Origin of the sequence: Blautia pseudococcoides (assembly GCF_001689125.2) — a bacterium.
In the GTDB taxonomy this organism is placed as follows: Bacteria; Bacillota; Clostridia; order Lachnospirales; family Lachnospiraceae; genus Blautia; species Blautia pseudococcoides.
Map to the genome: position 1 here is coordinate 1,360,714 of NZ_CP015405.2, position 17,187 is coordinate 1,377,900.

Below are 17,187 nucleotides of genomic sequence, written 5' to 3' on the forward strand. Positions count from 1 at the left end.
GGGTATTAGGAGCAGAAAAATGGAAGAACAGGAAAAGATCCGCCGGATCGTGGCGGAGGCGGTCAGGGAAACCCTGGATAAAAAACCGGAAAAACCCGAACACATGACCCATTTAAGAGGAGACCATCTGGTATATAAGGACCATCCAAGAATTGCCTTCCGGGGAGCTATTGACTCCCTGGAGGCAGAGATCATCATTTTACAGACTATCACGGAAAAGCAGAATCTGCACACGCTCACGGAGGACTTGGAGGAGATCATCAAAACCATCCGCTGGCTTCTGCGGTGCGAGGTATCCGGGGAGCCTGTGGGTGAGATCACCATGCAGGGGCTGGACACAGACGCTATGCGGGCCCACTCCCATCATCCAAGCCAGTATTATGGTATGAAACATTTCCTTCCCACCTACTGTCATAATGAAATTGTGGCATATTTAAACAAGCTGAGAACAAAGGCCAGAGAGACGGAACTCATTGCATACCGTGCCTTTAAAACAGATACCGGCGATGTGGAGCGGGAAGATATCATACGCGTTTTAAACCGGCTGTCCTCTTTGTTCTGGATCATGATGTTCAAGTATTTGACCGGAAAATATGGAGGAACGTATGAACGTTGAGGTAGAGGCAGTAGTTGAGGCAGTTGTCAGGGAACTGAAAGATAAGATGATGGTGGAGGTGGAGGCCTCCGGCAGACATGTGCACTTGTCACGGGAGGATGTGGAGCGGTTATTTGGCAAAGGATACAGGCTGACAAAAGTCAGGGATTTATCCCAGCCCGGCCAGTATGTCTGCAAGGAGAGGGTATCCCTTACAGGACCGAAAGGTACGATTCACGGTGTGGTTATCCTGGGGCCTGAGAGAGGGGAGACCCAGGCGGAAGTGTCCATGACAGATACCCTTGCCCTGGGGATCCGCCCGCCTGTAAGACTGAGCGGAGATATAGCGGGAACACCGGGAATTACCATATCAAACGGGGACAGGCAGATTGTCACGGACAAAGGAGTGATCATAGCTAAGCGTCATATGCATATCACACCTGAGGACGCCCGGAGACTGCATGTAAAAGACAAAGAAGCCCTGAAGATCAAAGTTTACGGAAGCCGTCCGGTTATTTTTGAGGATACCATTGCCAGAGTCAGCAGTGAGTTTCAGACCTATGTTCATATTGACTATGACGAGGCAAATGCCTGTGGGTTTGAAAAAGGTACCTTTTGCCGTATCATCCGGTAAATGCCGCGTCTTTCCCGGTGTGTAAAGGAGGATGTGCTTATGAATACATGGAAGACAAAAGGAACGGACCGTTTGATTGATGATGTCATAGAGGAAGTTAAGGCCCGCCTTGGTAAAATACAGGAGGAGTCCTGTGGGGATCCCCCCACCGGAAAAGTCCTGGTACTTGGGAAACTGGATCAGACAGATGAAAATATGCTGCAGTCCTTTGCCAATATCTGCACTTCCCCGGAAACAGGAGAATGGGATTTTATTGTGGCAGCCCAGGTCTCCGCTGGCCTGCTGGCCTTTACTGCACTGGGAATTCCCGGGCAGCCGGAAGCAAAATGGATCCTTGAAGCCCTGCTTGGCGGGAAGAAAGTCTATTTTCTGGAAAAAGGTCTGGAATACCGGAAATACAGAGAGACTTCCTACAAGGCTTTATATCAGAAATACCAGGAATATGAGGAAGAGATCAGGCGTTTTGGCGGTGAGATCGTAACCGGTATACAGGAGGCGGCAGAGCTTGAAATGCGGGTACAAAAAAGTGCCTGCATAATAGCAGAAAATGACAGTGCGGCCTTTGATCTGACAAGGCTTAAACTGTTGGGAGAATCAGACCTTGGGAAACTGCGCGGGACCGGATACCGGACGGTTTTGATCGGAAGAAAGACTATTATAACACCCCTGGCCAAAGACTATATTTCCAATCATAATCTGACAGTCAGAAGACAGCAGTGAGGTACACGAATGGAAATCGGAACAGTAATCGGAAGTGTATGGGCCACCAAAAAAGACGAGGCGATCAGCGGACAGAAGCTGCTGGTGATTGATGTGATGAAACGGTACAGGCAGGAAAAAGAGTCCCTGCTGGTTGCCGCAGACGTGATCGGCGCCGGCGTGGGAGATATGGTCCTGATCTGCAGGGGAAATTCCGCAAGGATGGTTGTGGGAAACGGAAAAACACCCGTAGATGCAGCTATTGTGGGAATTATAGATACTCTGGATATACATGAGGAGGTATGAAGTTGAGCATCAATGAGATAATTATATACATTATGGTAATATTTGCGGCTCTGGGAGCATTGGACAGGATATTCGGCAGCCGTTTTGGATTGGGAGAAAAGTTTGAGGAAGGAATCATGGCAATTGGTGCACTGTCTGTCTCCATGGTGGGAATTATCGCTTTGGCACCCGTCATCGCCAATCTTTTGAAGCCTGTGATCGTGCCTGTGTTTGGCCTTTTGGGAGCTGACCCGGCTATGTTTGCCGGTTCTATTCTGGCAAATGATATGGGCGGTGCGCCTCTGGCACAGGCGTTGGCTCTGAATGAAGATGCCGGTAATTTCGGCGGTCTGATCGTGGGCGCTATGCTGGGGCCTACCATTGTGTTTACCATTCCGGTAGCCCTTGGGATCATCAGGGAGGAGGACCGGAAATACCTGGCAACAGGTGTACTTGCAGGTGTCATTACTATTCCGATCGGTTCGTTTGTTGGTGGTCTGGTGGCAGGATACTCCATTGTTATGGTGCTTAAGAATCTGATCCCTATCATTATTTTTGCCGTTTTGATCGCCCTTGGGCTGTGGAAGTTTGAAAATGCCATGGTAAAGGGATTCACGTATTTCGGCAAGTTTGTGGTGGCAGTGATCACTTTGGGTCTGGGGGTTGGTATCATAGAGCAGCTCACAGGAATTGTACTGATTCCCGGTATGAATCCTATAAGTGAAGGATTTGAGGTGGTGGCAGATATTGCGATTGTACTGGCAGGCGCATTTCCCCTGGTGTATGTGATCACGAAAGTGTTTAAAAAGCCGCTTATGGGTCTGGGAAAAGTGCTGGGTATGAATGAGGTGGCAGCGGCAGGACTGGTTGCCAGCCTTGCGAACAGCATTCCTATGTTTGGTATGATGAAAGACATGGATGACAGGGGAAAGGTGCTGAATGTGGCTTTTGCGGTTTCAGCGGCTTTTGTGTTTGGAGACCATCTGGGATTTACAGCAGGATTTAACCAGGATATGATCTTTCCTATGATCGTGGGAAAATTAGTGGGTGGAATTACGGCGGTAATTGCTGCTTTGGTTTTGGTTCGGAGCAATGGTTCGGCAAAAGAAGTGTAGGTGTTGATGTGGTGTGTATAGAGAAGTGTGAAGGAAGGGTGTAGGGAATGGAGATTAGCAGAGAAGTGATCGAACAGATGATAGCACAGGTGTTGGAGGAGAAGGTTGGGGGTTTGGGCATTCCGAAAAACGATGTGCATCGGCAGGAGATAGCTGGTGTTATTAAGATGGAAGTGCCTAAAATCCATGTGACAGAAACAGACAGGCTGGATACCGGAAATAGGAATGATAAGGTATATACGCATGATCTGTTTTCTCTTGCTGAGAGCCCTAGGCTTGGGTGCGGTATTATGGAGATGGAGAGAACTACATTTGACTGGACTTTGGATTATGATGAGATTGATTATGTGATTGATGGGGAGCTTACGATCGTTAAGGACAGGATGCAGGTGACGGCTGGAGCGGGTGAGATTATTTTGATCCCTAAGGGGGCTCGGATACAGTTTTCGGTTCCTGAGAGGGCGCGGTTTATTTATGTGACGTATCCTGCGGATTGGAATAAGTAGATAGGGGACGGCTTCCTGCATTGTTCAGGCGTTGTATAGCGGCTGGATCAGTCTGCAGTCACAGGAAAAAACTGTACGGGAGGCAATGTGTGGGGAGCCATCATGCCCGTAAAAAGCCTTCTATGATTTTTTCTTCCGCTTGTTCCTCTGTAAGACCCAGGGTACGGAGCTTGATGATCTGTTCCCCGGCGATTTTTCCAATGGCGGCCTCATGGATCAAAACAGCGTCAATGCTGCCCGCGTACAACTCCGGGGAGGCATTTACCGTGCCGTGGTCAGCCAGGATAGCGTCACATTCAGAATGTCCGTTGCAGCGGCAGTTTCCCATTATGCAGGAGTGATACGCCTGCCGGGAGCTGCCTTTTGCCACAGAGCGGGAGATCAGATCAACGGCGGAGTCTTCTCCGTCCATGGAGACCGTAAAGTCCGTCTCTGCGGTCTCGTTTTTTTCTGTTAAAATACTTTCATGAATGATCAGTTTTGCCCTCGCCGCCAGTCTGGCGGTTGTTTTTCTCACCGTGCTGTCCACACCTTGAAGCTGCACGGTGTCCATCTCCAATACGGAGTCTTCCAACAGAAACGCATTCGTAACGGGATCAATCCGCTTTTCTCCGGTTCCGGATCCTGTGCCGATATGCTTTTCCTTGTATAAAACATGTGCACCCTTTTCCAGAAAAAAACGGTGGATACCGCTATGTCTTGCCATGTCGCCGCTGTCTGTATGGACACCACATCCGGCAATAATTGTCACATCGGCTCCTGCTCCCACATAAAAATCATTATACACAAGGTCATCGACAGCACCGTGAGTTACGCAGGCAGGGATGTAAACCACTTCCTTCTGCGCATTGGGGCTTACATGGATGACCAGGCCGGGGGCATCCTCCTTAGTGTCAATGCGGATATTAGGTGTAGACTGCCGGCCGACACACTGGCCGTCTTCCCGGATGTTAAAAGCACCCTTAAAACCATCGGCATAATCCGAGATGATCCGTAATAGTTTTTCTGCAATTCTGTTCATCATGCATCCTCCTGACATATTTTCCCGCGGGGCGGTCTTTCATTCTAACATATGAAACTTCCTTTCCGTTTTATTCAGATTCATATACTTTAGTGGTAGACAGTATGAACTTATTTTTGCTGTCTGATCATGCCTTTGCTTTTGGCAAGATTGACAATGGTATCAGTCCTCCTTTATAAACAGTAAGAAAAGCCGGCAGGCAGTGCCATCTTACATCTGCCGGACGGTTTTCATGAACAGAATATCTTGGAGGAGGTTATATGAATAAAAAGGAGACAGATTGTACGTCTATTACCAAGCAGGTCATAGAAAATGTACGGCCCAATCTGCTAAAACAGATGGCAGTATGGTATTTGTCCGGTTGTTTAAGGGTTATGGAAGACAATACTGTGGAGCATGCCTGTAAAACAAAAACAGAGAATGTAAGGAAGTCGGCTGTATGGAACTGACATTTTGGAATATTACGGGATTCAACCTGTTTGGGATCACAGTACAATTTCTACAGCAGCTCATACTGACACGGGTACTGCTTGGAAAAGCAGCGGACAGGAAAAGAATTCTGATTTTTCTGCTGCCGTACAATATTTTTTTGGCGGCCTTTGGGGCTGTGGAATTTCTTTCGGGAATATTTGCACATGTGGGCTTACTGGTGCTGCATCAATACCTGTATATTCTGGTCTGGTGTGCAGGAATACGGTATATTTATAAAGAAAAGCGGAAGAATGCCATTGTGACCAGTGCAGTTGTTATGTTCCTTGTATTTATTATGGAGGATTTTACAGGCTTTTTTGTTAAGCAGAATTATGATTTATCCGTGGCATCAGATTTACATAGATATATAGTATTAGAGGTGCTGGGGGCCATGGCAATAACGGTGTGTGCTGCTAGTATATTAAGACATCTGACAATAAAAGATATGATATATGGAGGGAACAAGATATGGCAAAACAGACAAAAATATGGGACATTATTAAGAGCGCGGGGTATGCACCCATAGAGAATAGAAATATTATAGTATCCTATGCACCCGCAAACATAAGTGACTCCATCGCAAAATTTTTAGGATGCAGCAATGAATTCTTTGTACTACAGATATGTGCGGACGAACTGGTCCTTGTGCCGTTCAGCAAGATGACCAGGGGATTGAAAAAAGAGGTGGCATTGGCAATCCCCTTTGAGACAATAGAAAGTATTCAGGTGTCAACCTCTGCTCTTAATTATATTATAACGATTAAAACAGAACACGATGAGCTTCGGCTGTCAACCCAGCAAAAGGAATTAAGTGATTTCCGTCTTAAAGGACTTCTGGCAAATGAGGACCTGGGCAAAAACTGGCATAAGATCAACCTGGATGAAACACTGAATGCGTTAAAAGAGATTAAAAAAGATTAAAAAAGATTGACACAGTCACATAACTGTTTTATTATAATAGGTAATTATAACTATTCAGCGGGTCTGCGCTTCGATTCTGTTTGAATTTTTGCCTGTAACTGTGAATGGGCTTATGAGGGCAGCCTGAACTGCTATGTAGGCGTTGACGGAAACTCTAACTTCTGTTCCTTTGGGGCAGGAGTTTTTTTGATACTTGGAAGTTATGAACTGCTGCTGCATACAAGCAGTTTCAAGACAGGGAACAGGCAAATGATTCTGGAAGAGACTTATCACGAGCCGGAAAGGAAAAAAATATGGAAGGATTTATGACACCTCCCAAACATATAAATTTTAATGTAAAAAAATTATTTGGGAAAATGGGCGAAATACAGGACGGTTCTATAGCCTGTCTGGAAAACGGAGGCGGAGGCCCCACGGAGAACCATGTGCACATGCATGAATGGAAAGGATAGCCTAAATGAATGAAAAGTTTTCTTCTCTTCCGCAAGAGAAACAACAGGCCGTCATAAATGCCGCAATGGAGGTATTTGGGAAAAATGAATACAAAAGGGCATCCACGGATTTGATGGCGGCAAAAGCAGGAATCTCAAAAGGATTATTGTTTTACTATTTTCGCAATAAGAAAGAATAATATCTGTATATATACAATTGCCTGATAGAAACCAGGAAGGAATCGATTGTTGATGAAAGATTTAAATCCATAACAGATTTCTTTGAACTCTTACGATATGCAGGCACTTATAAAGTGAAAATATTGGATAAGTATCCTTTTATACTGGATTTTGCTCTGCGTGCCTTTTATTCTGAAAAGGAAGATGTATCAGATGAACTTAAAAATGTAAATACAATGCAAGATGACGTATTGTTTCAGGTATGCTTTGGTCATATAGATACTTATAAATTTAAAAATGATGTTGATCCATTTAAGGTTTATAAAATGCTGCGCTGGATGGGGGACGGATATATACATGATAAGGTGCAGAAATTTGCCTGGATGAAATGCTGAGGCAGTTTGAGGAGTGGATAGAACTGTTTCAAAAACTTGTGTATAAGGAGGAATACCGTAAAAAATGAGCATTGGGTGAAAAGCGGGCACCAATTTTATCTGATAGTATAACCATATCGTAACTGTTTGGCAGGTCAGCGCATGAACAAGTTACGCCATATCAAATAAGGAGGTGCGCACAATGCACGCATGGGAAGCTATACAAAAGACTTTAGATTACATGGAAGCACATATCAAGGAGGATATCAACGCGGAAACCCTGTCTGACATAGCAGGGCTGTCCCCTTTCTATTTTCAGAGGCTCTTTAAACGTCTGATAAATAAAACGGTCCAGGAATATATCAAACTGCGACGACTGGCACTCGTGACAGCGGAATTGGATAAGGGCGATATGAGAATTCTGGATATTGCCCTGGAGTACGGATTTTCCAGCCATGCAAATTTCACCAGAGCATTTAAAACTGCATATGGGTTAACACCGGAGGAATACAGAGACACACGTCCGCTTTTGAATACCTTTATAAAGCCTGAGATATCTATGGTTTATACCATGATTGATGAAGGGGTTCCGCTGCTTGCGGGTAATATGGTTTTGGAGATCAATAGAAGAACACTGGACTATCCGGAGGTGTATCTTGGATTTGAGACAAAGGTAAAAATAGAGGGACAGATTCCGGCAGGTGAAAGCACAGGAGTGGATATACCTGGCCAGTTATGGAAGAGATACCACAAAGAAAAGGAAGCGTTTGCGGATTATCTGAACCCGGAAGCTGAGTTGGGAATGTCATACATGCAGGAACCCCGGAAAGGGGAATTTACCTATTTTGCAGGAGGTCTTGCAGGCGGAGCGGGCATGCCGGAAGCGCTGGCGAAACAAGAACTGCCCGCAGGGGAATATCTTGTCTGCAGTATTGAGGCAGAAAGTTTTGAAGCGCTTGTGACAACAGCGCTGGATCAAGCGGGAAAATACCTTTTCGGCACCTGGCTGCCCCACCATAAACTGGCAACGAAGCCTTTCTCTGCTGAAAAATATTATAAAAATATGGATGGTATTCATTATATGGAAATCTGGGTTATTCCTGCTGAGACAGAATAACGCACTTGGACGTGCTCCAGCAGCATACCAAGTGCAATGGATTCCAGTTGTCTTGGGAAACCAAACGTGCATCCGTTGACTTTCAGGTATGGGGGGAATATAATGCTGTTTGTAGACTGGTTTTCAGCCTAAAGCATGCAAAGAGAGGTATACAGCTTAGATGGAAGTGCAATTGGTGACGGACATACAGAAGTTTTCCATACACGATGGGGAAGGAATACGCACCACTATATTTTTTAAGGGATGCCCGCTTTCCTGTATCTGGTGCCATAATCCGGAGACGCAGGATTATGGGCAGCAGTTCATGTGGAATCAGGAAAAATGTGCAGGGTGCGGAGAATGTGCTGGGGCTTGTCCAAGCGGAGCTGTTTCCATGGATGGACACAAACCGGTGACAGATGTAAATAAATGTGGAATCTGCCATACATGTGAAGAATACTGTCTGCAAAATGCCAGGGAATTCGCAGGCAGAGAATATACAGTGGAGGAACTGGCTGCGGAAGCAGTAAAAGACCAGCCCTTTTATGAACAGTCTCACGGCGGGGTTACTCTCTCAGGGGGAGAGGTACTGGCCAGGGACATGGATTTTGTGGAGCAGCTGATGCTTGAGCTGACTAAGCGGGGGATACGGGTAAACGTAGATACCTGCGGATACATACCATGGAAGAATATAGCGCGGATAATTCCTTATACAGATACCTTTTTATATGATATAAAACTTATGGATTCCCGGCTGCATCAGAAAATGACCGGGGTAGGAAATGAAGAAATCCTGGAAAACCTCATAAGGCTTTCCAAAAGCAAAGCAGCCATCTGGATTCGTATTCCGGTCGTGGGCGGTGTAAATGATACGGATAGGAATATGGAGGAAACCTTGGAGTTTCTCAGTTCCCACTCCATTACACCAAAATGGATTCACCTGCTGCCTTACCATAATACAGGGAGCGGAAAGTATCCAAGGCTGGGTCAAAAATACCAGGGCAGGGATTTTACCACCCCCAAGGAATCACGCATGCAGGAACTGCTGGATATGTGCCTGGCGCGGGGATATCAGGCCGGAATAGGAGGTTAATGTAGATGGAACAGGGAATGAACGAAAGAATCCGAAGGCTTCGCAGGGAGAGCCTGGAGACAGAAGCGCATATTGATATGGAACGTGCAAAAATAGAGACAGAGGTGTACCGCAGATACGAAGGCACCGTATCCGTGCCGGAACTTCGGGCATTGGTTTTAAAACACTATTTTGCCGAAAAGACATTGTACATAGGTAAAGGTGAATTGTTGGTGGGTGAGAAGGGAAACGGGCCTCAGGCAGCCCCTACGTTTCCGGAACTGTGCTGTCATACCGTGCAGGACCTTCATGTGATGAATGACAGGGATCTGATCAGCTTCAAGGTGCAGGAGGAGGATTATACGTTTCAGGAAAAGAAGATGATCCCTTTTTGGGAAAGGCGTTCCATCCGGCACCGGATCCTGGAAAAAATGACACCAGAATGGAAGAAAGCATATGAATGCGGAATCTTCACGGAATTTATGGAACAGAGAGGCCCGGGTCATACTGTGGGTTCTGAGAATATTTACAAGAGAGGGCTTCTGGACTATAAAAAGAAAATTCAAGAGGCATGGAAGAATCTGGATTACAGCCAGGACCCGGAAGCCCTGGACAAAGAGAATGAGCTTCACGCCATGGAAATTGCCTGTGACGCGGTAATACTTCTGGGCAGGCGGTATCATGACTATGCGCTGGAGCTGGCGGAAAAAGAGGAGGATAGTGTCCGCAGGGAGGAGCTTTTGCAGATCGCCCAAAACTGCAGCGTTGTTCCGGCGCACAAACCGGAGACATACTGGCAGGCCCTTCAGATGTATTGGTTTGTTCATCTGGCTGTGACAAGTGAGCTGAACCCATGGGATGCTTACAGCCCCGGCCGGCTTGACCAGCACTTGATCCCCTTCTACAGAAAGGATGTAAAAGAGGGGGTTCTGGACCGGGAACGTGCAAAAGAGCTGTTGGAATGCCTGTGGGTGAAATTCAACAATCAGCCTGCGCCGCCAAAAGTGGGAATCACATTGAAAGAAAGCGGTACTTACACAGACTTTGCCAATATCAATACCGGCGGGGTAACACCAAAGGGACATGACGGTGTCAATGAAGTGAGCTATCTGATCCTGGAATGTATGGATGAGATGAAATTACTGCAGCCCAGTTCAAATGTGCAGATCAGTAAAAAGACGCCTCAGGAGTTTTTATTAAAAGCATGTGAGATTTCCAGAAAAGGATGGGGACAGCCGGCCTTTTATAATACAGAGAGTATAATCCAGGAGCTTCTAAACGCGGGAAAATCCATTGCAGATGCCAGAAAAGGCGGTACCAGCGGGTGTGTGGAGACAGGTGCCTTTGGAAATGAAGCATATATTCTGACCGGTTATTTCAATCTGCCTAAAATACTTGAAATTACCCTTTGCAATGGATATGATCCTGTTGCAGGGGAAATGCTTGGCCTGCCTCTTGGCAAAGCGGAGGAGTTTCAATCCTATGAGGAGCTTTTCGAGGCCTATAAAAAGCAGATTCTGCATTTCCTGGATATTAAGATGCGGGGTAATCATGTGATTGAAGGGATTTATGCCCGCTACATGCCGGTGCCGTTCCTCTCTGTCATTACCAATGACTGCATTGCAGAGGGGAAGGATTATAACGCCGGAGGGGCCAGATACAATACCAATTATCTGCAGGGAGTGGGGATCGGGACCATCACCGACAGCCTTACAGCCATAAAATATAATGTATTTGACAAGAAAAAATTCACCATGTCAGAATTGATGCAGGCACTGAGAGACAATTTTGAGGGGCATGGCCGAATCTGGAATCTTGTCAGCAATAAAACACCTAAGTACGGCAATGATGATGATTATGCGGATGACATTATGAAAGACGTGTTTCAGTTCTACTATGAAAGTGTGACCGGGCAGCCCAATATGAAGGGCGGAAAATACCGCATCAATATGCTGCCGACTACCTGTCATGTTTATTTTGGGGAAGTGATGCTGGCAAGTCCCAATGGCCGCATGGCGCATAAACCCGTATCTGAAGGAATATCCCCGGAAAAGGGGGCGGATGTGCAAGGTCCTACGGCTGTAGTGAAATCCTGTTCCAAGATGGATCACTTAAACACAGGGGGAACTCTGCTGAACCAGAAATTTACGCCTCAGGTGGTGTCTGGTGAGAACGGACTGATGCAGATGGCAAATCTGGTACGGACTTATTTTAATCTGGATGGACATCACATACAGTTTAATGTGATCGACCGCAGGACCCTTCTGGAGGCTCAGGCTCATCCGGATGAATATAAGGATCTGATCGTGCGTGTGGCAGGATACAGTGACCATTTCCGGAATTTGAGCAAAGCACTGCAGGACGAGATCATTGATAGAACAGAGCAGTCATTTGGCTGATTTTTTCCAGTTCCCAAAGGCCGGGCAAAGATTTATTCTTTGTCCGGGTATCATGGAATGCAAAGGGTGGGGAAATATATGACCGTCTGTCTGATCATGAAGTGTTTGCAGATTTGTTTAATGGCGTTGTCTTTCAAGGGGAGGAGATAATAAAACCTGAGTATTTGGAAGAGATGAACGAGAAAAAACAACTAAAGATTCCGGGGAGAGACGGTCAGCCCGTGGCGATCCAAAAACTGCGTGACGTGCAAAAAGCATGTGGATCGGATGGGAGCCTTTGGGGCACCATGCTTGCAGCAATGGGCCAGCGAACAGATTCATTATGGAATGCCGGTGAGACATATGCTTTATGATGCGGTTGATCACACAAAACAAATGCTGGACCTGCTTCACAACATGAGAGATTTTTTGGATGTTCCGCTGATAAAAGATAACGCGGATGCCATTAGGACAGAAGAGGGAGGGATGAATATGTGTACAGCATTTCAGCAAATGCGCAGGGAAGGTGAACAGCAAGGCAAAAAAATGGGAGAAGAAAAACTGTCCAGGCTTATGCAGTTCTTGATCCATGACAACAGGATTGAAGATTTACTGAAGGCGTCTCTGGATGCAGGGTATGCTGCATTATGAAGAGCTGCCGGATCAGAAAAACATAAAGTATACAAATATTCCTTCATGCGTTATGATATATTGAATAGGAATAATGAGAAAAGGAATATGAAGTAATAATGAAGAGGGATTTGACAACAGGAAATATTATTAAGACTATGTTAATATTTGCAGGCCCTATGATTATCGGAAACCTTCTGCAGCAATTTTATAACATAGCAGATACACTGATCGTAGGCAGATTTGTAGGGGCTGATGCCATGGCTTCTGTGGGAGCGGCTTATACGCTGATGACTTTTTTAACTTCCATACTAATTGGATTATGTATGGGCAGCGGGTCTCTGGTATCCTTTTATTTCGGAAAACAGGACAAGGTAAAGATGGAGGTATGTGTACAGGGGTCATTTCTGCTGATAGGCGTTGTCACAGTAGTTATCAATGTGCTGGTGTTTGTATTCATCAATCAGATTTTGCGGATACTACAGATACCAACAGAAATATTAGCCATGTCTCACGAGTATGTGATAATAATTTTTGCCGGTATATTTTTCGTGTTTCTCTATAATTATTATGCTTATCTTCTGAGGTCTATAGGTAATTCTGTCATTCCGCTTGTTTTTTTGGGAACAACCTCGGTTTTGAATGTTGTCCTTGATATCATATTTGTGGTGACCTTTCAATGGGGAATCGGAGGTGCAGCACTGGCGACTGTAATATCACAGGCCATATCCGGGATTGGTATTTCCATATATGTGTGGGCGAAGGAACCGGCGTTCAGGATCCGGCTGTTTGGAAAGCACCGTGTCTCTCTGACAAGGGAGTCCATGAAGGAAATTACAAGATTTTCATTCGCGGCATCTATACAGCAGTCGGTAATGAATCTGGGTATACTGATGATACAGGGGCTGGTAAACAGTTTCGGCGTTGCAGTTATGGCTGCCTTTACAGCGGCAGTCAAGATAGATTCTTTTGCCTATATGCCTGCACAGGAATTTGGAAATGCGTTTTCCCTGTTCATATCCCAGAATCACGGCGCCGGAAAAGAAGACAGGATTGGGAAAGGTACCAGGCAGGCTTTTGCAGTTTCCGCAGTGTTCTGCGCAGTGATCTCCATACTTGTGTTTCTTCTTGCAAAGGAGCTTATGCTGTTATTTGTGTCACCGTCTGATACGGAGATTATAAGTATCGGAATGGGTTACCTGCGGATCGAGGGCACATTTTACATAGGAATTGGGATTTTATTTTTGCTTTATGGATATTACAGAGGGATCAATCTGCCTGAAATGTCGTTGCTTTTAACCATCATATCCCTGGGGACCAGAGTGATCCTTGCTTATATTTTAGCCCCAGTAGAGGCCATAGGGGTTGCAGGAATCTGGTGGGCTATACCGATTGGCTGGTTCTTGGCAGATATTACCGGGATTATTTATATGCGTCACAGAGAACAGAAAAAGCTTTTGCGCAGATGATTGAAATTCCAGTATTACTCCGCAGAATATTTTATCCAATGATACTGCATTTGCTTTGCTGCTGACCTGTCTTCAGAAAATAGAATGGCTGCCGATACCTGGCCAATTGTGGAACGGTCATGCTTACAGAAGAAGGGAAGACTGCCATACTTGTTGATCCGGAATAAGAGGAGATACTAGATATTTAAAGAGAAGGAAAGCGGCTGTTTATGGCTGCTTTCCTTTTTAGCAGAAATTAGTTTTCATCTATTCTGTGAATTCATTCAAGGCTCTGCCTATGCGCATAATACCTTCCGATATTTTATCTTCCGGCATATTAGAAAAGTTTATCCTGAGAGTATTACACTTCTTTGTGTTTGGAAAAAAGGAAGTTCCGGGAACAAATGCAACGTTGTGTTCCAGGCACTTTTCCAGCAGCCTGGTAGTATCAATTTTTTCATTCAGCTCGATCCAGAGAAAAAGTCCGCCTTCAGGCTTTGTAAACGTAATATCCGAAGGAAAAGCGCTGCGGATAGCTTTAATAGCTGTGTCACGCCGTTTCCGGTATACCTCACGTATTTTATCAATATGGGCATCCATATCATATTTTTCCAGATAAGCGGAGATAACCATCTGGGCTATGGTATTACACTGCAGGTCTACGCCCTGTTTTACAAGAACATATTTACGGATGACCTCTTTTTCCCCGGCGATCCATCCAATCCGGTAGCCAGGGCAGAAGATTTTTGAAAAAGTTCCTGTACAGAGAACATTGCCTGCCTTGTCAAGGGACTTTACGGATGGCAGAAAATCGCCCTCATATCTAAGCTCGCCATAGGGATTGTCTTCTAAAACCGCCACATTATATTTAGCGGAAATCTCTGCAAGCTGTTGTCTGCGTTCCAGGCTCCAGGTTCTTCCTGTGGGATTCTGGAAATCAGGAATCACATAAATCAGCTTTGCTGTCGGGTATTTTTCCAAAGCTTTTTCCAGTTCGGACATGATCATGCCGCTATCATCTGTAGGGATTTCTGCGAATTTACAGCTATATGCTTTAAAAGCGCTGAGGGCGGCCAGATAAGTGGGGCTTTCACACAGCACCACATCCCCTTCGTCCAAGAAAACTTTTCCGGAAAGGTCAAGGGCCTGCTGGGAGCCATGGGTGATCAAAATATTTTCATCACAGAAAGATGTGCCGAGCCGGGTATTCATCCGCTTGGCAATCCATTCCCTGAGAGGCTGATAACCTTCCGTTGTGGCATATTGCAATGCGTGTTCCCCGTTATGGTCCAGAACATAATTGTTGACAGTTTTGATCTCCTCTATGGGGAACAGTTCAGGGGCCGGCAGTCCTCCGGCAAAGGAAATGACTTCCGGCTGCTCTGTGAGTTTCAAAAGCTCCCTGATCTCGGAAGCGGTAACAGATGACATTCTTTTCGCATATTTGTATTCCATGAGAAAACTCCTTTACATATTTATAATATAGGGTTTATTTCATTGTCATGCCATGGTTCGTCCTCCTGATGAGCCATGAGCAGTTTTCTTATCACGTCACATAAAATTTTAATACCATAAACGATTTTATCCTTTGGGGGAAAGGTAAAGTTTAAGCGGATATAGTTTTCCCCCTTTTGTTTTGTCAGATAAGCGGGCATTCCGGGCAGAATGGCGACTCCGTTTTTGGCCGCCTGCGAAGCCAGCAGATCTGCTGACAGGCCGTCCGGGAGCCTGCACCACAGGTAATACCCGCCGTCCGGTATAGCAAAGGACAATTCAAAAGGAGCATACTGTTTCAGGGCATCCACCATCATGTCTCTTCTTTCCCGGTACTCCCTGCGTATGAATTCCACATATTTTTCCATCTCGCCATTTACAATAAACCGTTCCACAATTTGCTGTGATATGCAGCAGGAATGTAAATCCACAAGCTGCCGGATACTGGAAAAATGATGGATCAGTTTTTTGTCCGCGCAGATCCAGCCCAGGCGCAGACCGGGGTAGATGGTTTTGGAAAAAGAACTGAGATAGATGACATTCCCGTTCTTATCCATTGTTTTCAAAGGCGCAGTGGTCTGCCCCTCAAAACTCAGTTCACTGTAGGGGTCATCCTCCAGAATTGGTATGGCATATTTACCAGCCAATTCCAGAAGCCGGACCCTCTTGGCGGTGCTCATGCATACACCGCAGGGATTATGGTATGTGGGCATGGTGTAGATTAATTTGGGGTGATAACGGATCAAAAGCTGCTCCAGTATTTTCATATCCATCCCATCATTTTCCATGGGTACTGCCATAAGTCTGGCACCCATAGCGCGGAAACTCTGTATTGCAGGGAAAAAGGACGGCTCTTCAATCAGCACAATATCCCCCGGGTTGACAAAGGCCCGGGCTGCCAGGTCTATGCCCTCCTGTGAACCGGAAACGATCATAATCTCGGAAGGGTGGCAGAAGCAGGAGCGCTTTTGCATATAGGACGCCATGACCTTTCGCAGAGAGGAAAAACCTGCCACGGGAGAGACAAGCAGTCCTTTGGGATTGGACAATAAGTCGTGTTCCATTCCTTTGAATGCCTGAATCGGAGGATTTTCAAAGGAGGCGATTCCGGCCGCGAAGGATATGACATCCTTTTGGTTTGCCATTTCCAGATATTTATTCACATCAAAGGTATCACGGTTCTTCAGATAATCACTGAACAGATACTCCCACATAGGTTCTTTACGGGATTCTGTTTTGCGGACTGCGGGTGCTGTCTCTTTGACAGCAATGGTTCCCCTTCCCACGTGGGAGGTGAGCAGCCCGTCGGCCTTTAATTCTTTATATGCGTTCAGCACAGTTGTGCGGTTTACACCCAGTGTATCGGCTAACTGGCGTTCCGATGGGAATTGAAAACCATCGGGAATTTCACCGGATATGATCTGAGACTGTATCTGTTCCGCAATTTGTTTGTATAGGGGTGTCTTTATTGATTTGTCTATTTGAATTCTCATTGGCTCCTCCATTTGGTTCGGTCCAATGAATAGTATAAATGGGAATTGGCTGTATATCAACAACCAATTGTAGTTAAGTTTATACAGCCAATTTTTTGTTTACAAGTTGGAGATTATTAAAGCTGCATAGGAGATTTGGTGAGAGAAGTGGAAGAGAGGGTGTCTGCAGCAAATCACAGATGGTTTGTATTTTTCCAGGAGTTTTAAAGCCTCTTTTTGACCGTTTGCCGAATGATGCTAGATAAAGTCCAAAATCGCGGCAGAACTGGAGATGGGCCGGCTCCCTGTCCGGGAAGCGCTTCGGATACTTGCCGGCGCCGTCCGGAAATCTCTTGAATATGCAG

The 17,187-nt window shown here is 45.7% G+C and carries 21 protein-coding genes; 18 read left to right on the top strand and 3 right to left on the bottom strand.

Annotation, left to right across the window (positions count from 1 at the left end; all coding sequences use genetic code 11):
- Positions 1–19: 19 nt before the first annotated feature.
- From A4V09_RS06335 to A4V09_RS06360, 6 genes are read left to right on the top strand one after another with little or no spacing between them, the layout of a single operon-like run.
- On the top strand, positions 20–616 hold the full coding sequence (locus A4V09_RS06335; protein ID WP_065541606.1) for a cobalamin adenosyltransferase family protein: 597 nt from the start codon (positions 20–22) through the stop codon (positions 614–616).
- On the top strand, positions 606–1,229 hold the full coding sequence (gene eutD, locus A4V09_RS06340) for an ethanolamine utilization phosphate acetyltransferase EutD (RefSeq protein WP_065541607.1): 624 nt from the start codon (positions 606–608) through the stop codon (positions 1,227–1,229). The genes A4V09_RS06335 and eutD overlap by 11 nt, the downstream gene beginning before the upstream one ends.
- 39 nt (positions 1,230–1,268) lie before the next feature.
- Positions 1,269–1,949 carry a hypothetical protein gene (locus A4V09_RS06345; protein ID WP_065541608.1) on the top strand — a complete coding sequence of 227 codons (681 nt, stop codon included), beginning with the start codon at positions 1,269–1,271 and terminating at the stop codon, positions 1,947–1,949.
- 9 nt (positions 1,950–1,958) lie between these two features.
- A complete protein-coding gene (locus tag A4V09_RS06350; RefSeq protein WP_065541609.1) occupies positions 1,959–2,234 on the top strand; it encodes a EutN/CcmL family microcompartment protein in 276 nt (91 codons plus the stop codon).
- Between the two features lie 2 nt (positions 2,235–2,236).
- The gene (gene eutH / locus A4V09_RS06355) at positions 2,237–3,328 is read left to right on the top strand and encodes an ethanolamine utilization protein EutH (RefSeq protein WP_065541610.1); all 1,092 of its coding nucleotides are present in this window, start codon (positions 2,237–2,239) and stop codon (positions 3,326–3,328) included.
- A gap of 47 nt (positions 3,329–3,375) precedes the next feature.
- The gene (locus A4V09_RS06360; protein WP_065541611.1) at positions 3,376–3,834 is read left to right on the top strand and encodes a EutQ-related cupin domain-containing protein; all 459 of its coding nucleotides are present in this window, start codon (positions 3,376–3,378) and stop codon (positions 3,832–3,834) included.
- Between the two features lie 100 nt (positions 3,835–3,934).
- On the opposite strand, the gene A4V09_RS06365 is transcribed toward A4V09_RS06360, so the two are convergent.
- Positions 3,935–4,858 (bottom strand): SufB/SufD family protein, encoded by a 924-nt coding sequence (locus A4V09_RS06365; RefSeq protein ID WP_330396515.1) that lies wholly within the window; start codon positions 4,856–4,858, stop codon positions 3,935–3,937.
- Between the two features lie 257 nt (positions 4,859–5,115).
- Between A4V09_RS06365 and A4V09_RS06370 the strand changes: the two genes are divergently transcribed.
- The 12 genes from A4V09_RS06370 to A4V09_RS06415 all read left to right on the top strand — a co-directional run bounded on the left by A4V09_RS06370 (position 5,116) and on the right by A4V09_RS06415 (position 13,877).
- Positions 5,116–5,304 carry a hypothetical protein gene (locus A4V09_RS06370; RefSeq protein WP_065541613.1) on the top strand — a complete coding sequence of 63 codons (189 nt, stop codon included), beginning with the start codon at positions 5,116–5,118 and terminating at the stop codon, positions 5,302–5,304.
- Complete coding sequence (locus tag A4V09_RS06375) at positions 5,295–5,852, top strand: hypothetical protein (RefSeq protein WP_065541614.1); 558 nt, start codon at positions 5,295–5,297, stop codon at positions 5,850–5,852. Before A4V09_RS06370 ends, A4V09_RS06375 begins: the two co-directional genes overlap by 10 nt.
- Positions 5,795–6,247, top strand: a complete 453-nt coding sequence (locus A4V09_RS06380) for a hypothetical protein (RefSeq protein WP_065541615.1) — start codon at positions 5,795–5,797, stop codon at positions 6,245–6,247. The genes A4V09_RS06375 and A4V09_RS06380 overlap by 58 nt, the downstream gene beginning before the upstream one ends.
- Positions 6,248–6,540: 293 nt before the next feature.
- On the top strand, positions 6,541–6,699 hold the full coding sequence (locus A4V09_RS24230) for a hypothetical protein (protein WP_157123461.1): 159 nt from the start codon (positions 6,541–6,543) through the stop codon (positions 6,697–6,699).
- Positions 6,700–6,704: 5 nt separating this feature from the next.
- A complete protein-coding gene (locus A4V09_RS25190; protein WP_242963980.1) occupies positions 6,705–6,878 on the top strand; it encodes a TetR/AcrR family transcriptional regulator in 174 nt (57 codons plus the stop codon).
- A gap of 114 nt (positions 6,879–6,992) precedes the next feature.
- Complete coding sequence (locus A4V09_RS25195; protein WP_242963982.1) at positions 6,993–7,253, top strand: hypothetical protein; 261 nt, start codon at positions 6,993–6,995, stop codon at positions 7,251–7,253.
- A 181-nt stretch (positions 7,254–7,434) separates the two neighbouring features.
- A complete protein-coding gene (locus A4V09_RS06390) occupies positions 7,435–8,349 on the top strand; it encodes an AraC family transcriptional regulator (protein WP_065541616.1) in 915 nt (304 codons plus the stop codon).
- A 160-nt stretch (positions 8,350–8,509) separates the two neighbouring features.
- The gene (locus tag A4V09_RS06395) at positions 8,510–9,421 is read left to right on the top strand and encodes a glycyl-radical enzyme activating protein (protein ID WP_084043453.1); all 912 of its coding nucleotides are present in this window, start codon (positions 8,510–8,512) and stop codon (positions 9,419–9,421) included.
- Positions 9,422–9,426: 5 nt separating this feature from the next.
- The gene (hypD, locus tag A4V09_RS06400) at positions 9,427–11,799 is read left to right on the top strand and encodes a trans-4-hydroxy-L-proline dehydratase (RefSeq protein ID WP_065541617.1); all 2,373 of its coding nucleotides are present in this window, start codon (positions 9,427–9,429) and stop codon (positions 11,797–11,799) included.
- A 113-nt stretch (positions 11,800–11,912) separates the two neighbouring features.
- Positions 11,913–12,152 carry a hypothetical protein gene (locus tag A4V09_RS06405; RefSeq protein ID WP_157123462.1) on the top strand — a complete coding sequence of 80 codons (240 nt, stop codon included), beginning with the start codon at positions 11,913–11,915 and terminating at the stop codon, positions 12,150–12,152.
- Positions 12,142–12,429 carry a hypothetical protein gene (locus A4V09_RS06410; protein ID WP_065541619.1) on the top strand — a complete coding sequence of 96 codons (288 nt, stop codon included), beginning with the start codon at positions 12,142–12,144 and terminating at the stop codon, positions 12,427–12,429. The genes A4V09_RS06405 and A4V09_RS06410 overlap by 11 nt, the downstream gene beginning before the upstream one ends.
- Before the next feature lie 98 nt (positions 12,430–12,527).
- A complete protein-coding gene (locus A4V09_RS06415) occupies positions 12,528–13,877 on the top strand; it encodes an MATE family efflux transporter (RefSeq protein ID WP_065541620.1) in 1,350 nt (449 codons plus the stop codon).
- A gap of 246 nt (positions 13,878–14,123) precedes the next feature.
- On the opposite strand, the gene A4V09_RS06420 is transcribed toward A4V09_RS06415, so the two are convergent.
- Entirely contained in the window at positions 14,124–15,311 is a 1,188-nt protein-coding gene (locus A4V09_RS06420) for an aminotransferase-like domain-containing protein (RefSeq protein WP_065541621.1), read from the bottom strand.
- Positions 15,312–15,331: 20 nt separating this feature from the next.
- On the bottom strand, positions 15,332–16,843 hold the full coding sequence (gene pdxR, locus A4V09_RS06425; protein ID WP_065541622.1) for a MocR-like pyridoxine biosynthesis transcription factor PdxR: 1,512 nt from the start codon (positions 16,841–16,843) through the stop codon (positions 15,332–15,334).
- Positions 16,844–17,187: the final 344 nt, after the last annotated feature.

Excerpts from the sequence above, each read along its gene's own strand:
- A4V09_RS06395 (WP_084043453.1), top strand. The coding sequence starts at position 8,510 with ATGGAAGTGCAATTGGTGACGGACATACAGAAGTTTTCCATACACGAT.
- hypD (WP_065541617.1), top strand. The coding sequence starts at position 9,427 with ATGGAACAGGGAATGAACGAAAGAATCCGAAGGCTTCGCAGGGAGAGC.
- A4V09_RS06360 (WP_065541611.1), top strand. The coding sequence starts at position 3,376 with ATGGAGATTAGCAGAGAAGTGATCGAACAGATGATAGCACAGGTGTTG.
- A4V09_RS24230 (WP_157123461.1), top strand. The coding sequence starts at position 6,541 with ATGGAAGGATTTATGACACCTCCCAAACATATAAATTTTAATGTAAAA.
- A4V09_RS06335 (WP_065541606.1), top strand. The coding sequence starts at position 20 with ATGGAAGAACAGGAAAAGATCCGCCGGATCGTGGCGGAGGCGGTCAGG.
- eutD (WP_065541607.1), top strand. The coding sequence starts at position 606 with ATGAACGTTGAGGTAGAGGCAGTAGTTGAGGCAGTTGTCAGGGAACTG.
- A4V09_RS06375 (WP_065541614.1), top strand. The coding sequence starts at position 5,295 with ATGGAACTGACATTTTGGAATATTACGGGATTCAACCTGTTTGGGATC.
- A4V09_RS06370 (WP_065541613.1), top strand. The coding sequence starts at position 5,116 with ATGAATAAAAAGGAGACAGATTGTACGTCTATTACCAAGCAGGTCATA.
- A4V09_RS25190 (WP_242963980.1), top strand. The coding sequence starts at position 6,705 with ATGAATGAAAAGTTTTCTTCTCTTCCGCAAGAGAAACAACAGGCCGTC.
- A4V09_RS06350 (WP_065541609.1), top strand. The coding sequence starts at position 1,959 with ATGGAAATCGGAACAGTAATCGGAAGTGTATGGGCCACCAAAAAAGAC.
- A4V09_RS06420 (WP_065541621.1), bottom strand. The coding sequence starts at position 15,311 with ATGGAATACAAATATGCGAAAAGAATGTCATCTGTTACCGCTTCCGAG.
- A4V09_RS06415 (WP_065541620.1), top strand. The coding sequence starts at position 12,528 with ATGAAGAGGGATTTGACAACAGGAAATATTATTAAGACTATGTTAATA.
- A4V09_RS06390 (WP_065541616.1), top strand. The coding sequence starts at position 7,435 with ATGCACGCATGGGAAGCTATACAAAAGACTTTAGATTACATGGAAGCA.
- A4V09_RS06410 (WP_065541619.1), top strand. The coding sequence starts at position 12,142 with ATGCTTTATGATGCGGTTGATCACACAAAACAAATGCTGGACCTGCTT.
- A4V09_RS06365 (WP_330396515.1), bottom strand. The coding sequence starts at position 4,858 with ATGATGAACAGAATTGCAGAAAAACTATTACGGATCATCTCGGATTAT.
- A4V09_RS06345 (WP_065541608.1), top strand. The coding sequence starts at position 1,269 with ATGAATACATGGAAGACAAAAGGAACGGACCGTTTGATTGATGATGTC.
- A4V09_RS06380 (WP_065541615.1), top strand. The coding sequence starts at position 5,795 with ATGGCAAAACAGACAAAAATATGGGACATTATTAAGAGCGCGGGGTAT.
- pdxR (WP_065541622.1), bottom strand. The coding sequence starts at position 16,843 with ATGAGAATTCAAATAGACAAATCAATAAAGACACCCCTATACAAACAA.